We start from the raw sequence: 14,900 nt of genomic DNA on the forward strand, positions 1-14,900 counted from the left end.
ATATGTTTAAGAAGAGAGCGGTGCTGGCAATTATAGTTTCCATTATTATTGCAGGCTCTACCACCTTTGGAACCCTTATGTACCTTGAGTCTAGGGATTATAGAAACGTTCTCCAAAGCCAGTATGAAAGATCCCTATACAATCTTGTATCGGATGTCGAGCAGATACAGGTATCCATGTCAAAAATACCTGTAAGTGCATCGCAGAAGCAGAGTCTTCTTATGTTTGCAGATGTCTGGAGGCAGGCAAATGCGGCCCAGGAGAGGCTAAACTCCCTGCCTATATCAAACGCTGCACTTCAGGATGTAAGTAAATATCTTTCCCAGGTTGGAGATTTTTGCTATGCCCTTTTAAAAGCAGCCAACAGAGGGGAAAGCCTTACACAGACTGAATGGAACAATTTTGATAAACTTAAAAGCTATTCACAGTATTTAAGTACTCAAATCCACGCACTGGAACAGGATGTATCACAGGGAAGAATGGACTGGGGAGAGATAAGGACTGCAGGAAAGGAAATATTTGAAAAGAGGCTTCAAAATTCAGTTGAAACGAAATTTGAACAAATTGCAGAATCTATGCAGAAGTATCCAACTCTTATATATGACGGCCCCTTTTCTGAAAATGTACTTAATATAAAGCCGAGGGTTTTATCGGAAAAGGAAATAAGCCTTGGTAAGGCCAAGGAAATTGCTGCAAACATACTTGGTAAGGATAAAGTTGAGAGCATAAGCCAGTACAGCGATAAAAAGGGAGAAAGAATACCCGCCTATGCATTATCAGTTAAAATGAAGGGCAGAAGGGACGGAGAAGTCAACATAGATATAAGCAAAAATGGAGGGCATGTAGTATATATGCTGGACTCCAGGGATGTTAATGAAGATAAAATAGGCATGAAGGCAGCAGTAGAAAGAGGTAGAAAATTTTTGGAGTCAATTGGTTATAGGGATATGATACCTACGTTTTCCCTGAAGTATGACAGCACAGCCCTTGTAAACTACGTATATGTCGATGGAAAACATGTAGTCTATCCGGATCAAATTAAACTTAAGATCGCACTTGACAATGGGGATATAGTAGGTATTGAATCGCAGCATTACCTGATTGCCCACTATGACAGGGATATACCGAATCCAAGGATAACTCCGGAAGAGGCAAGGAAAAATGTAAGCCAGAAGCTTAACATCAGAAACGTAAGGTTAGCTGTAATACCTATGGAATCGTTGAGGGAGGTATACTGCTATGAGTTTTATGGTGATTATGATGGTGAAAAATACATAGTTTATATAAATTCTCAGGATGGAAATGAGGAAAGGATACTTAAGATAATGGATACGCCAAACGGTGAACTTACGATGTAAATATTACAAGGGATATCTTCTATCCAAGGGGGGAAAATAATAATGGCAAGTAAATAGGGCAGCACATTTAGGTGGCTGCCCTGCAATTCCCGGCTAACTGATTTTTAATTTGAGTTGGTGAATTATAAAGGGGGTATTTTAATGAGCAGACATAGAAGCATTATGTCAGACGAGTTAAAATACGAACTTGCCAGAGAGCTTGGAGTTGGCGATATAGTAAGGTCTGATGGTTGGGGAGGAGTATCCTCAAGAAATTGTGGGAACATGGTGGCCGCTGCAATAAGATATGCAGAAAGGGCCTTTGAACAACAGAATAACTTAAGATAAATATGCTGGCCTTTGGCCAGCTTCTTTTATGTTTAACTATTAAATATTTACAAAGAATATATATTAGTTTAATATAATTTAGATGGAGGCAAAAGGAGTTGAAAAACATGACAAAGGCAATTGCCCTTGTTTCAGGAGGATTGGACAGTATACTTGCCGCTAATTTGATTAAAAATCAGGGAATTGACGTCATAGGCTTATGCTTCAGCTCTGCGTTTTTTACATATGAAAGGGCAGTTAAAATGTGTGAACAGATAGATATACCACTTAAGGTTATTGATTTTACCGATGAGCATCTTTCAATGGTAAAAAGCCTAAAGTATGAACATGGTAAAAGTGCAAATTTCTGCATTGGATGTCATGGCATGATGATGAAGTATTCGAGAAGACTTATGAATGAACTTGGTGCTGATTTTATGGTTACAGGTGAAGTTATAAGCCAGAGGCCAATGCCAAAGGATGTTAATGACGGGAGGTTTGAGGACTATATCTTAAGACCCCTCTGTGCAAAAAATTTACCTCCAACTAAAATGGAAAGGGATGGGCTTGTTGACAGGGAAAAGCTTCTTGATATTAAGGAAGGATCCAGAAGGGTCACAATGGAGCTTGCAGAAAGGTGGGGAATAAAGGAGTATCCATTATCTGATGGAGGATGTAAGTTAACAGAGCCAGGATTTTCTGCTAGACTTAAGGATCTTTTAAATTATAATAAAGATATAAATCCCGATGATGTTGAAATGCTCAATTATGGAAGACATTTTAGAATTAATAGAGATGTAAAGATAATATCAGCAAGGGATGAAAGGGAAGGAAAGGTTATAACTCCTCTTATTAAAAAGGATGATTATATATTTAATACGATAGATTTTAAAGGATCAACGGTTATACTTCGTGGAAACCCTTCATATGATGACATAATACTTGCTGCAGCCATCGCTGGAAGGTACAGCAAAGGAAGGGATGAAAAAGAGGTTAGAGTAAAGTACAAAAAGCAGCAGGATAAGGAGTATAATATAATAGAGGTATCTCCGGCAAGGGATGAAGAAATAACCATGTATTTGTTATAAAGGTGGGGATGTAATTGGATAGAAGGCCAATTGGAGTTTTTGACTCGGGCATTGGGGGTCTTACGGTTGTTAAGGAAATAATGAAAATACTTCCAGAAGAGGATATAGTTTATTTTGGGGATACTGCGAGGGTACCCTATGGGTCAAAATCCAGGGATACAATAATAAAGTTTGCGTTTCAGGACAGCAGATTTCTGCTTAGCAAAAATGTAAAGGCAATCGTAGTTGCCTGCAACACTGCATCTGCCATGAGCCTTGGTGAGCTTCAGGAGTCGATAGAAGTACCCGTTATAGGGGTGATAAAGCCCGGAGCCCATGCAGCCGTAAGGGCAAGCAAGACAGGAAGAATTGGTATAATTGGAACTGAAGGTACCATAGGAAGTCGGGCATATGAAAATGCTATTAAGAAACTTTATCCTGAGGCAGAGATCATAGGGCATCCCTGTCCACTTTTTGTACCTCTTGTTGAGGAGGGATGGGCAGGTACGAAGGTCTCCTACTTAGTTGCGGAAGAATACCTAAAGCCTTTGAAGGATGTAGACATAGATACTCTTGTTATGGGCTGTACCCATTATCCTCTTTTAACCAGGGTTGTTGGAGATGTTATGGGGCAGGATGTTACCCTGATAAACCCTGCAGAGGAGACTGCCTTAGAGCTTAAAGAGATTTTGATGGAAAAGGGTCTTCAAAACGATCCTGAAAATAATCCATCATACAGGTATTATGTTAGCGACAATCCCGATAAGTTCTCGAGGGTTGGAAGCAACTTTTTAAACAGGGATATATCAAACATCCAAAAGGTCGATATCGAAAAATATTGATTTTGAAGGAAGGAGGATAAAGTGGATAATAAGGTACTCATTTCAGTTAAAACTTTACAATATATTGATGGACAACCTGAGGAAATTGAGCTTATAACGGAAGGAAGATACTATAAAGAGGGGGATCACTTCTTTGCAGAGTACGAGGAAAGCGAAATCTCCGGAATGGAAGGCACAAAGACCACTGTGAAAATTGAAGATGATTCATTAATCATTACCCGTAGGGGGACTACAAACTCAAGCCTTGTATTTAAAAAGGGGCTCAATCATAAAAGCCTCTACAGCACTCCCTATGGTGCTCTTGAAGTTGTAATTAAGCCAAGGAAGGTTTTAATAGATGTAAACGAGGCAGGAGGAAACGTGAAGCTTGAATACAGGATGGAGGCTTCAGGGTTTGAATCGATAGAAAATGCCCTTGAGCTTAACATAAAGAGGATAAATTAACACCTGAAAGCAGGTGTTAATTTTTTTGCAGGGGACTCTTAAATTGATATCCATCTTGTCTATTGCACCAGTAAGGGCAGCATAAATAGTTAAAGCCCTAGTTTAATATGGATATTACATAATGTGTGTAAGAAAATGCTCTTTTTTATGTGTAAATAAAAAAATGTTAAAGAAAAGGTTTAAGTTATTTATAAATCAGGTATAATTACACTTTAACTTCTTAAATTATTGCTTTAAGTTAAAGCTGTTGTTAAAGTAAATAATAAAGATAAGGACGATGTAAATCGTCCTTATTTGAGCTTTGCCCTTTCATATTGTTTTGGCCACTGAATATCATATCTGAGGTGTCTTGCTGCCTGAAGGGGCCAGTATGGATTTCTTAAAAGCTCACGGCCCAATATAACTATGTCTGCCCTTCCACTCCTAAGTACGTCCTCTGCAAGCTCAGGCTGTGTAATAAGACCTACTGATGCAGTTTTAAATCCAAGCTCCTTTTTAATCCTTTCAGAGTATTTAACCTGGTATCCAGGATACAGCTCTATTTTTGCATTTAAAAGCCCTCCACTGCTTACGTCTATTACATCTATTCCCTCATCCTTTATTAAGGAGAGTATTCTAACCATCTCATCGATGTTTATACCGCCTTCTATGTAGTCATCTGCAGAAACTCTAAGGAAAATGGGTTTATCCTTTGGCCATACTTCCTTAACAGCCTGGATGACCTCCCTTAAAAACCTTGTTCTGTTTTCTGTAGTGCCGCCGTATTCATCAGTTCTTTTATTTGAAAGTGGTGACAGGAATTCGTGAATTAAATATCCATGGGCACCATGGATTTCAATTATATCAAACCCTGCCTTTTCGGCCCTTACAGCAGCTTCCCTAAACTTATTTATTATATCCTTTATTTCTTTCTTTGATAATTCCTTTGGTGTTTTATAATCTTTATTCCATTCCATAGAAGTTGGAGCAACTGGTGTATCGTCAGTTACTTCGCTTTTTCTTCCTGCATGGGAAAGCTGTATGCCAATTGTGGCTCCGTATTTTTTACATTCATCAACAATCCTTTTTAAGGGCTGTATCTGTTCATCCTTCCATATGCCAAGGTCGTAATCAGTGATTCTACCCCTTGCCTCAACATCTGTTGCTTCAAGTATTATAAGGCCTGTGCCTCCGACTGCCCTTGTGACATAGTGCACAAAATGCCAATCATTTGCCATTCCATCCCCTTGAGCGCTGTACTGGCACATTGGAGACATCATTATTCTATTTTTTATTATAATGTTTCTTAACTTAATTGGTTCAAAAAGCATGATTTTCCCTCCTTCAACTATATAATACCACTTAAGGCAAAATATATTCAGTGATTGTAATCAAATATAGGATATGTAAGTTTGATTATTTGAAGGTATATGTCTATAATTAAAAATAAATCATGAATTATTAAATATGGGTGGAAAGCCCGTTAATTGAGGATAACAGGTTGAGTGCGTGTGAATCTCCTTATTTTATATAAAGTAAACAATAATATAATTATGTATATTAGGAGGTTTGATTATGTCATACTTATTAAAACCACTGCAAATAGGGAATTTAACCCTTTCAAACCGTCTGGTTATGCCGCCTATGGCCACTGCAAGGTCAAAGGAAGACGGAGGAGTAAGTCAGGAAATTTTGGATTACTATGATGAAAAGTCCAGGGGAGGTTATATATCCCTTATAATTATTGAACACAGCTTCATAAGCCAGGAGGGAAAGGCAAGCAAAAACCAGCTCTCAGTCGCTGACGACAGCGTAATTGAAGGACTGAAAAAACTTTCTGAGGTTATACATAAAAATGGTTCAAAAACTATAATGCAAATAAACCATGCAGGAAGCGCAGCAACTGAAGAAGTTACGGGTAAAACACCCGTTGGTCCTTCTGCAGTTTCTAATCCGAGAAAGGGAACTATTCCACATGAGCTTAATAAGGATGAAATAAAGGGTATTGTTAAAGCCTTTGGGGATGCTGCAAGGAGAGTTAAAGAGGCAGGCTTTGATGGGGTGGAGATACACTCAGCCCATGGGTATTTTCTAAATCAATTCCTTTCACCCCTTACAAACAAAAGGACGGACGAGTATGGTGGAAATATACATAACAGAATCCGCATTCACCTTGAGGTTATTAAGGCAGTAAGAGAGTCAGTTGGAGAAGATTTCCCTGTATTTTTGAGGCTGGGTGCTTCGGATTATAGAGAAGGTGGAACAACAATAGAGGACAGCATAATTGCCTCAAAGGAATTTGAAAGGGCAGGAGTGGACGTTATCGATGTTTCAGGAGGCTTCTGCGGATACGTGATACCGGGCAATAGCGAGCAGGGCTACTTCTCACCCCTTACTGAAGCAATAAAAAAAGAGGTATCCATACCGGTAATTCTAACCGGAGGAATAACCGATGCCAAGGCCGCTGAAAGGCTCCTTGAAGAGGGCAAGGCAGACCTCATAGGAGTAGGAAGGGCCATATATAACAACTCCAACTGGGCTAAGGAGGCCATAGAGAGCTTAAGGTAACAATATCCGATGATATGATGCATTGATAAACTTTATAGGGGCAGCTGCCTACCAATGTCATAAACTTAGTGTGTAATATTATGAAAGTAATGACTTAATCCTACGCTGCGATAAAAAATATGTTCCATTCCATATATTTTTTATCTCCGCTTGGTTTTAATTTTACTCGAAATACAAATATTGGATGCTTAAGTTGATGACATTGGCTTCCTGCAGATGCCCTCATACTTTGTGTTTAGAATCGCTGTAACTTTATTGTTCCTTGATACATTTAACAATAGGCTCTATGGCCTTTCTGTCCGTCCAATCAATAGGATTTTCATAGGCTGCCAAAAGGCCCTTGCTATCCTCATCGAGCTCCTCAGGCTTTTTCTTTAGAAGCTTTTTCCTAAGCACATTCATCATCATCCTGTCAACAAAACCAAGCTTTTGATACTTGAAAGCACCCCTTAAATAGAAGAAATTTACCTTTTCTTTCATCTCCCCTGTAAAGTTGCTGGAGATCTCAAACAAATCTCTCTTAACCTCTTCTGCTATCCACTCCGCATAACGTTTAGTACTTCCGTACCTGGATTTGTAAAGTACAAGGACCCTTTCAGGTTTTCCCCTGATATATAATTCCTCTAATTAATCAATTATAAATAAATTCTACATCTTATGTAATAAAATAGAAAAAGGATTATCCAAAGCTGAATCTTGAGCGGTGGGGGATAAGGGTATGTTTGATGAGAGTATGGTTGAGATAAAATCAAGGGACAGTTCACAACTGTTTAATTATGAACCGTCCCTAAAAAATCAGGCAGTGGAAAGTCCACTGCCTGATTTTTTAGTATGCTCTTCCCCAGTATACGAGCTTCTTTGCTGGCTTGCCGCAGCAGATGCATGTGTCTGACACATGTTCCTGCTCAAAGGGCATACATCTTGAAGTTGCGGAGGTGAGCTCCTTGATTTTATCTTCGCATTCCCTTTCTCCGCACCACATAGCCTTTATAAAGCCGGGCTTGTTGTTTATGAGGTCGACAAATTCATCAAGAGTTGTTGCTGTACTTGTTTTTTCAAGCTGTGCAGCCCTTGCCTTTTCAAGGAGTGACCTTTGAATATCCTGAAGTATTTCAGGTATCTTAGTTTCAATCTCATCCATTGATACAACTATCTTTTCCCTGCTGTCACGCCTTACAAGAACAACCTGGTTCTTTTCTATATCCTTAGGGCCAACTTCAAGACGAAGTGGAACTCCCTTCATTTCATATTCGCTGAACTTCCAGCCAGGCATCTTATCGCTTACATCCATATTAACCCTTGCAACCTTTGAGAGCCTTTCTTTAAGCTCTGCAGCCTTTTCAACGACTCCAGGCTTATGCATAGCTATAGGTATTATTATAAGCTGTGTTGGTGCAATTGCAGGAGGAAGCACAAGCCCGCTGTTGTCCCCGTGAACCATTATTATTGCACCTATAAGCCTTGTTGTAATTCCCCATGAGGTCTGGTGAACGTACTTAAGCTTTCCATCCTTGTCTGTATACTGAATGTCAAAGGCCCTTGCAAAACCATCTCCAAAGTTGTGGGAAGTACCGCACTGAAGAGCCTTACCGTCATGCATAAGGCTTTCTATTGTATAGGTGGCCTTAGCCCCTGCAAACTTTTCCTTATCAGTCTTCTGCCCTTTAACAACAGGAATTGCAAGGATTTCTTCGCAAAGCTTCGCATAGATATTTAGCATTCTTATTGTTTCTTCCTGAGCTTCCTCAGCTGTTGCGTGGGCTGTGTGTCCTTCCTGCCATAGAAACTCAGTGGTTCTTAAAAAGGGTCTCGTTGTCTTTTCCCATCTAACGACGGAGCACCACTGGTTATAAAGCTTTGGAAGATCCTTGTAGGATTGAATTATTTTTGAATAATGGTCGCAAAAGAGGGTTTCAGAAGTTGGCCTTACGCAGAGCCTTTCAGTAAGCTCTTCGTTTCCACCATGTGTTACCCATGCAACCTCAGGTGCAAAGCCTTCAACGTGCTCTGCTTCCTTTTTAAGAAGGTTTTCAGGAATGAAAAGAGGCATATATACGTTCTCATGTCCTGTTTCCTTAAGCATACTGTCGAGATATTTTTGAATGTTTTCCCAGATTGCGTATCCATAGGGACGGATAATCATACATCCCCTTACGCTTGAATAGTCAACAAGCTCAGCCTTTTTAACTACGTCTGTATACCACTTTGCAAAATCCTCTTCCATGGATGTTATGGCTTCAACAAACTTTTTTTCCTTTTCCATAGAATTATCCCTCCATGATAATTTAATGCAAACAAAAAACCTCAATCCACAAAGGGACCGAGGTATCGTATCGGTGGTACCACCCTAATTGGTGCAAATGCACCCACTTAATTTCATAACGGTAGAAATCCGCTGAGGCCTATGAAAATCATTCAGCCCAGAACTCCGAGGCGGGTTCAAGGTTATCCTCTGGAAATCTCACACCATATGATTTCCTCTCTGAAAAAGGCTTACCCTTTACTATTCCTCTTCATGGTCCTAAAATATTCAGTTTAAAATATCTAGTTTTCATGATAAATTAAAAGCTCTATTCTGTCAACAACATTTAAAAAGCCGATATAAAATCGTTTAATATCCATGTGCCGATGGATCTGCAGCTGACTTGGCAATATGATATTTAGTTTTGAATATTTTACATCATAAACAAAGTATTTGCCCTTGTTTTCCAAAATCAGTTAAAATATAATATCAATAATAGGGAGGGGAAAAAATGATAGAAATAAAGGGTGTATCAAAAACCTATGGAAAGGGAAAGATTAAGGCCCTTAATAACATAAACCTTGAAGTGAGGGATGGTGAAATATTTGGCTTTCTAGGGCCAAACGGTGCTGGAAAAACCACAACAATAAAACAGATAACGGGGATTTTAAAGCCCGATTCAGGAACCATAAAAATAAACGGAATAGACATAGTTAAAAACCCTGTGGAAGCAAAGAAGCATATAGGCTTTGTTCCTGATAATCCCGAAATATTTAACAGGCTTAGAGGAATGGAATATTTAAACTTCATAGGGGATGTTTATGAAGTTCCGGAGGATGAAAGGTACAAGAGGATAAATGAGCTTTCAGAGGCCTTTGAGATAAGGGATGCTCTGTCATCGAGCATAAACAGCTATTCCCACGGAATGAAGCAAAAGCTTGTACTAATTGGGGCACTTCTCCATAACCCATCTGTGTGGGTACTTGATGAGCCGATGGTTGGGCTTGATCCTAAATCTGCGTTTATTTTAAAGGAAATGATGAGAAAGCATGCGGACTCAGGAAAAACGGTTTTCTTTTCAACCCATGTAATGGAGGTTGCTGAAAGGCTATGCGACAGGATAGGGATAATTAAAAAAGGGGAAATAATATTTGTCGGTACCCTTGATGAGCTGAGACATCTCAGGAAGGATAATGACAGCCTCGAAAATCTGTTCCTGGAGTTGATAGAAGAATGAAAAAAGCATGGGCGTTAACGAAAATATATATTAATTCTCTCTACGGCATCAGCGGGTTTATAAACAGCTTTAAGACAAATAAAAAATCGGCCTTTAAGACAATCGCCCTTATTCTGTTAATACTTATCGGGCTATTGGGTACAGCATCTGCCTTTATTATATACAATATACAGCTTTACGATATTTTAAGACCTATAAACCAGCAGGGGATTATAATAAGCAATTCTTTTATATTTGCAGCCATGTTTACCCTCATATTTGGGATAGTGGGGATAATCGCCACATACTTTGTGGATAAGGAAGGAGATATAATTCTTTCCATGCCGTTAAAACCTTGGAATCTTTTATTTGCCAAATTCTTTACAAGCTATTTGTATGAAGCCGTTCTGTCTTTAATTATAATGGCAACGGGAGTGATTGTATATGGTGTTAAATCAGGGGAAGGGCTTTTATTTTACATAATTTCATTTATAGTGTCCCTTTTGATACCTGTAATACCCCTCGTTGTCTCCTATATTGTTATAATTCCACTGATGAAGGTTGCAAACTTTTTAAAGAAAAAGGATGTTGTAATGATAATATCAGGCTTTATAGGCGCTTTATTTGGGGTTGTGATACAGCTTTCTTTTCAAGACACCATGATGAAAATGAATAAGAATCCGGAGGTCTTAAGAGAAATATTTACATTCCAAAATGGAATGGTTTCAATTGCATCAAGGATATATCCTCCATCCACCTGGGGAACCTATGCCATAATCGATATATCGTCCACGCGGGGATTTACAGGACTAATGCTTTTGCTGCTTACTGCAGCAGTGGCAGTTATATTGCTTCATTGTTTTATGTCTGAAATGTATTTAAGGAGCCTTATAGGAAGCACCGAGGTTAGAAAATCCGAAAGAAAAATGACAGAGAAGGAATTAAAAATGGGACTTAGAAGAAGAAACATATTAACTTCCCTTCTGTTAAGGGAGATAAGGCTTATGAACAGGGAACCCATCTTCTTTTTAAACGGTCCCTTTGTAATATTCCTTATTCCTGCAATCCTCGGGGCAATGCTTTTTATTCAAAGGGATGTAATAGCTGCACAGCTTGGTACAATTCTTAGGTACAACACTTCGAGCTATTATTCAACCCTTATAGTTGCTGGTATGGGGGCTTTTTTGGGTTCAATGTCAAGCATTGCGTCATCGGCTATTTCAAGGGAAGGGAAGGCATTTATGTATCTAAAGTCAATGCCCATAGAACCCGTCAAGTATATAAATGCAAAGCTCTTACATGCCGGGATATTTGGCGTTATGGCAGGTTTTATCACCTGTGCAATCGGGTATTTTCTCATGGGTGTTACTATAGGCGGTCTTATGCTCGCCTTTATAATTTCACAGCTTCTTATGCTTCCAAGCTTCATATGCGGATTACTTTTAGAGCTTACCTGGCCAAAGCTTATATGGGATAACCCCCAAAAGGCAGTAAAGCAAAACATTAACGTTGTGATAATAATATTTGGTGGAATGATTTTTCTATATGGAACAGCTGCTGCTGTGTATTTCCTTCTTAAAACACCCATATATGGATACCTTGTCCTTACAATTGTTTTGGCGGTTATAAATGTGGTACTTTATGCCTGTTTGATAAGTTACGGAAGGAAAAGATTTTATGAAATAGAAGCTTAACTTTTAAAGCAGAGGGGCTTTACGATGTTTCTCTGCTTTATTTCAGCTAATAACAATTTTCTGCCATTTATGAATTAGCATTCTGCCCTGACGGCCATCCCGTGCTTTAGGATTTTATGATATTATTCCTTTATGAAGAAATATGCGTTATATTTAAAAAAATATAAATTTGTGCATAATCATAAAATTTATATGATAATATAATATAGTAACAAATGTTTTCATTATAATAAATTACAAAGCTTGGTTAATTTAAGCGGCTAAGCGATATGCTTTAAAGAGCATGAGAACGGTTACTATGGGAGGGGTTTTATGAAAATTAAATGGTTAGGACACGCTTGTTTCAAAATAACATCGGAAAAGGGAATAAGGTTGCTTACTGATCCCTTTGATGATAACGTAGGGTATAAACTTCCCTCTGTAGAGGCAGACATAGTGACAGTAAGCCACGGTCATTATGATCATAATTTTACAGACTGTGTCAAGGGAAGCTATGAGGTTATAAATAAGGTTGGAAACTTTTATGTAAAGGACATATCTATTACAGGGGTTCATACATACCACGACAATGAACGTGGAAGCAAGCGAGGCGACAACATAGTATATGTTTTTGAGGTCGACGGAATAAGGGTATGCCACCTGGGGGATCTTGGGCATTTGCTTTCTCCTGCTCAAATAGAGATGATTTCAAAGGTTGATGTGCTTTTGGTTCCTGTTGGAGGGGTATATACAATAAATGGAGAGGAAGCTTCACAGGTTGTAAAACAGCTTAAACCTTCAATTATAATTCCAATGCACTACAAAACACCTGCATTAAAATTCAACCTTGAGCCCCTAGACGATTTCCTAAGCAGGATGGAAGGGGTAGAGAAGCAGTCGTCTCAGGTACTTGAGATAAAGAAGGAAGATATAAATAACAATAAAACAAGGTTATATGTTTTAAAGTATGAATAGGCAGATGCTCTCTGCCTATTTTTATTTGGAGTTTAAAAAGGGATATTTTATGTTCGGCCGTGAAATAGTAAATATAGTAATTCTATTACACTACTTGTTGTGCTGCTCTGAAAAGCCCATAGGAATAAAAGTAGAAAATGTTTACAGGTAGGCGCTGCGATAAAAAATATATTTCATTCACTGGTACGCTTAGCAAAGAAGTCCTAAGGCTTGGGATTTGAAAAATGTGAATTTCATATATTTTTTATCGACCCTTAGATAATGCAAAACGTTTTTCATAATCTTGTGGTGAATTTTGTTTCATACAGAGCTAGTTCAGGGGCTATGTAAATTTATCCAGCACAACGAGTTAACTTTATGTTGATTTATAATACCTTTTGAAGTAAAATAAAAAAGTTAGTTTAGAGTACGGTAAGGAGGGACACTATGGCAACGAAATACATATTCATAACTGGTGGAGTTGCTTCATCGCTTGGAAAGGGTATAACTGCTGCATCCCTTGGGCGTCTTTTAAAGAGCAGGGGATTAAAGGTTTCAATACAAAAGTTCGATCCATATATTAATATAGACCCTGGTACCATGAGCCCATATCAGCACGGTGAAGTGTTCGTTACAGACGACGGCGCAGAGACGGACCTCGATCTCGGTCATTATGAAAGATTTATAGACGAAAACTTATCTAAAAACAGCAATGTAACTACTGGAAAAATCTACTGGTCAGTTATTCAAAAGGAAAGAAAGGGAGAATATCTTGGAGGCACAGTTCAGGTAATTCCCCATATAACAAACGAAATAAAGCAGAGAGTATACCGCGTTGCAAAGGAAAGGGACGTGGATGTTGTAATAACTGAAATAGGTGGAACGGTTGGGGATATCGAAAGCCTTCCATTCCTTGAGGCTATAAGGCAGATAAAATACGATGTTGGAAGAGAAAATGTATGTTTTATACATGTTACCCTTGTGCCATTTCTCGGAAAGGCGGGAGAACTAAAAACAAAGCCAACCCAGCACTCAGTAAGGGATTTAAGGAGCATAGGCATTCAGCCTGATATAATTGTATGCCGTTCTGAAAAGCCAATATCACCTGAGCTTAAGGATAAAATAGGGCTTTTCTGCAACATAGATGGGGATTCAGTTATTCAAAACCTTGACGCCGAAACCCTTTATGAGGTACCGCTTTTACTTCATGAGGAAGGGCTTGATGATTTAGTTGTTAAAAAGCTTAACATCAAATGCTCCGACGCCGACCTCGATGATTGGAAAGCTATGGTTGACGCAGTTAAAAACCTTAAGGGAAAGACAAGGATTGCCCTTGTTGGAAAGTATGTTGAGCTTCATGATGCATATATGTCCGTTGTTGAGGCCTTAAACCACGCAGGAATAGCAAATGACTGCGAAGTTGAAATAGACTGGATAAACGCAACTGATGTAACCGAGGAAAATTATAAGGATCTTTTAAAGGATGCAGATGGAATACTGGTTCCAGGGGGCTTTGGCGACAGAGGAATAGAGGGTAAAATACTTGCAGTAAAATATGCAAGGGAAAACAACGTTCCATACCTTGGAATATGCCTTGGAATGCAGGTGGCTGTCATCGAGTTTGCAAGAAGCGTAGTTGGGCTCAAAGGCGCTAACAGCTCGGAGATAGATCCTAAGACTCCATATCCAGTAATCGATCTTATGCCCGAGCAGAAGGATATAGATGAAAAGGGTGGAACAATGAGGCTTGGACTTTATCCGTGCAAGCTTAAGAAAAACACCTTTGCCTCCGAAGCATATGGCGAGGAAGTTATATACGAAAGGCACAGGCACAGATATGAGTTTAACAACGAATATAGAACTCAGATAACATCCAAAGGAATGGTACTCTCAGGAACATCCCCTGATGAAAGACTTGTTGAAATAGTTGAAATACCGTCACATAAATGGTTTGTTGGAGTGCAGTTCCATCCTGAATTTAAGTCAAGGCCAAACAGACCGCACCCACTCTTTAGAGATTTCATAAAGGCGTCACTTAAAGACAAATAAATCAAAAATATCCCGGTTTTACCGGGATATTTTTCATGGAAAAATCATGAAACGTTTCCATGTCAACGGAGAAGTTGGTATAAAAAACTTTAAAAAAAAGAGCAATTTCACATTAATTGAATGTATCATACCTACAAAACTAAATTTGTAATTGCCAGGATTTTTATTTGGGGTATAATAAATATCGTACAAGATATAGTAT

General features: G+C 38.8%; 13 protein-coding genes, 1 pseudogene and 1 other annotated feature. Of the genes and pseudogenes, 10 read left to right on the forward strand and 4 right to left on the reverse strand.

Going from position 1 to position 14,900, the window contains the following annotated elements:
* Window positions 1-2: 2 nt before the first annotated feature.
* The 5 genes from ypeB to EDD71_RS03485 all read left to right on the forward strand — a co-directional run bounded on the left by ypeB (window position 3) and on the right by EDD71_RS03485 (window position 4,017).
* Entirely contained in the window at window positions 3-1,358 is a 1,356-nt protein-coding gene (ypeB, locus tag EDD71_RS03465; protein ID WP_133627350.1) for a germination protein YpeB, read from the forward strand.
* Window positions 1,359-1,499: 141 nt separating this feature from the next.
* A complete protein-coding gene (locus EDD71_RS03470) occupies window positions 1,500-1,685 on the forward strand; it encodes a small, acid-soluble spore protein, alpha/beta type (RefSeq protein ID WP_133627351.1) in 186 nt (61 codons plus the stop codon).
* 107 nt (window positions 1,686-1,792) lie between these two features.
* Entirely contained in the window at window positions 1,793-2,752 is a 960-nt protein-coding gene (locus tag EDD71_RS03475; RefSeq protein WP_133627352.1) for a tRNA 4-thiouridine(8) synthase ThiI, read from the forward strand.
* A gap of 14 nt (window positions 2,753-2,766) precedes the next feature.
* Window positions 2,767-3,573, forward strand: coding sequence for a glutamate racemase (murI, locus tag EDD71_RS03480; RefSeq protein WP_133627353.1), 807 nt, complete (start codon window positions 2,767-2,769; stop codon window positions 3,571-3,573).
* A gap of 21 nt (window positions 3,574-3,594) precedes the next feature.
* Window positions 3,595-4,017, forward strand: a complete 423-nt coding sequence (locus tag EDD71_RS03485; RefSeq protein WP_133627354.1) for a YwiB family protein — start codon at window positions 3,595-3,597, stop codon at window positions 4,015-4,017.
* Window positions 4,018-4,307: 290 nt separating this feature from the next.
* On the opposite strand, the gene namA is transcribed toward EDD71_RS03485, so the two are convergent.
* On the reverse strand, window positions 4,308-5,330 hold the full coding sequence (gene namA, locus EDD71_RS03490; RefSeq protein WP_207669275.1) for an NADPH dehydrogenase NamA: 1,023 nt from the start codon (window positions 5,328-5,330) through the stop codon (window positions 4,308-4,310).
* 241 nt (window positions 5,331-5,571) lie between these two features.
* Here namA and EDD71_RS03495 point away from each other — a divergent pair, with 241 nt between their 5' ends.
* On the forward strand, window positions 5,572-6,564 hold the full coding sequence (locus tag EDD71_RS03495) for an NADH:flavin oxidoreductase (protein WP_133627356.1): 993 nt from the start codon (window positions 5,572-5,574) through the stop codon (window positions 6,562-6,564).
* A 252-nt stretch (window positions 6,565-6,816) separates the two neighbouring features.
* On the opposite strand, the gene EDD71_RS03500 is transcribed toward EDD71_RS03495, so the two are convergent.
* From EDD71_RS03500 to proS, 3 genes and pseudogenes are all read right to left on the reverse strand, one after another.
* Entirely contained in the window at window positions 6,817-7,077 is a 261-nt protein-coding gene (locus EDD71_RS03500; protein ID WP_243116390.1) for a hypothetical protein, read from the reverse strand.
* A pseudogene (locus tag EDD71_RS16080) lies at window positions 7,078-7,176 on the reverse strand (flavodoxin domain-containing protein); the annotation flags it as partial.
* Window positions 7,177-7,390: 214 nt separating this feature from the next.
* Window positions 7,391-8,827 carry a proline--tRNA ligase gene (gene proS / locus EDD71_RS03505; RefSeq protein ID WP_133627358.1) on the reverse strand — a complete coding sequence of 479 codons (1,437 nt, stop codon included), beginning with the start codon at window positions 8,825-8,827 and terminating at the stop codon, window positions 7,391-7,393.
* A 49-nt stretch (window positions 8,828-8,876) separates the two neighbouring features.
* Window positions 8,877-9,090 (reverse strand) — a binding site (T-box leader).
* A 227-nt stretch (window positions 9,091-9,317) separates the two neighbouring features.
* On the opposite strand from proS, the gene EDD71_RS03510 reads away from it, so the two are divergent.
* The 4 genes from EDD71_RS03510 to EDD71_RS03525 all read left to right on the forward strand — a co-directional run bounded on the left by EDD71_RS03510 (window position 9,318) and on the right by EDD71_RS03525 (window position 14,698).
* The gene (locus tag EDD71_RS03510) at window positions 9,318-10,043 is read left to right on the forward strand and encodes an ABC transporter ATP-binding protein (RefSeq protein ID WP_133627359.1); all 726 of its coding nucleotides are present in this window, start codon (window positions 9,318-9,320) and stop codon (window positions 10,041-10,043) included.
* The gene (locus EDD71_RS03515; protein ID WP_133627360.1) at window positions 10,040-11,716 is read left to right on the forward strand and encodes a putative ABC transporter permease subunit; all 1,677 of its coding nucleotides are present in this window, start codon (window positions 10,040-10,042) and stop codon (window positions 11,714-11,716) included. Before EDD71_RS03510 ends, EDD71_RS03515 begins: the two co-directional genes overlap by 4 nt.
* Before the next feature lie 312 nt (window positions 11,717-12,028).
* Window positions 12,029-12,670 carry an MBL fold metallo-hydrolase gene (locus tag EDD71_RS03520; RefSeq protein ID WP_133627361.1) on the forward strand — a complete coding sequence of 214 codons (642 nt, stop codon included), beginning with the start codon at window positions 12,029-12,031 and terminating at the stop codon, window positions 12,668-12,670.
* 426 nt (window positions 12,671-13,096) lie between these two features.
* Window positions 13,097-14,698 (forward strand): CTP synthase, encoded by a 1,602-nt coding sequence (locus EDD71_RS03525; protein WP_133627362.1) that lies wholly within the window; start codon window positions 13,097-13,099, stop codon window positions 14,696-14,698.
* The last annotated feature ends 202 nt before the right edge of the window (window positions 14,699-14,900 follow it).

The sequence above is a fragment of the Fonticella tunisiensis genome, assembly GCF_004364155.1.
Lineage (GTDB): Bacteria > Bacillota > Clostridia > Clostridiales > Caloramatoraceae > Fonticella > Fonticella tunisiensis.

Bases quoted from the DNA above. Each gene is read 5' to 3' on its own strand.
- ypeB (WP_133627350.1), top strand. From the start codon at position 3: ATGTTTAAGAAGAGAGCGGTGCTGGCAATTATAGTTTCCATTATTATT.
- EDD71_RS03470 (WP_133627351.1), top strand. From the start codon at position 1,500: ATGAGCAGACATAGAAGCATTATGTCAGACGAGTTAAAATACGAACTT.
- EDD71_RS03475 (WP_133627352.1), top strand. From the start codon at position 1,793: ATGACAAAGGCAATTGCCCTTGTTTCAGGAGGATTGGACAGTATACTT.
- EDD71_RS03495 (WP_133627356.1), top strand. From the start codon at position 5,572: ATGTCATACTTATTAAAACCACTGCAAATAGGGAATTTAACCCTTTCA.
- proS (WP_133627358.1), bottom strand. From the start codon at position 8,827: ATGGAAAAGGAAAAAAAGTTTGTTGAAGCCATAACATCCATGGAAGAG.
- EDD71_RS03510 (WP_133627359.1), top strand. From the start codon at position 9,318: ATGATAGAAATAAAGGGTGTATCAAAAACCTATGGAAAGGGAAAGATT.
- EDD71_RS03515 (WP_133627360.1), top strand. From the start codon at position 10,040: ATGAAAAAAGCATGGGCGTTAACGAAAATATATATTAATTCTCTCTAC.
- EDD71_RS03520 (WP_133627361.1), top strand. From the start codon at position 12,029: ATGAAAATTAAATGGTTAGGACACGCTTGTTTCAAAATAACATCGGAA.
- EDD71_RS03525 (WP_133627362.1), top strand. From the start codon at position 13,097: ATGGCAACGAAATACATATTCATAACTGGTGGAGTTGCTTCATCGCTT.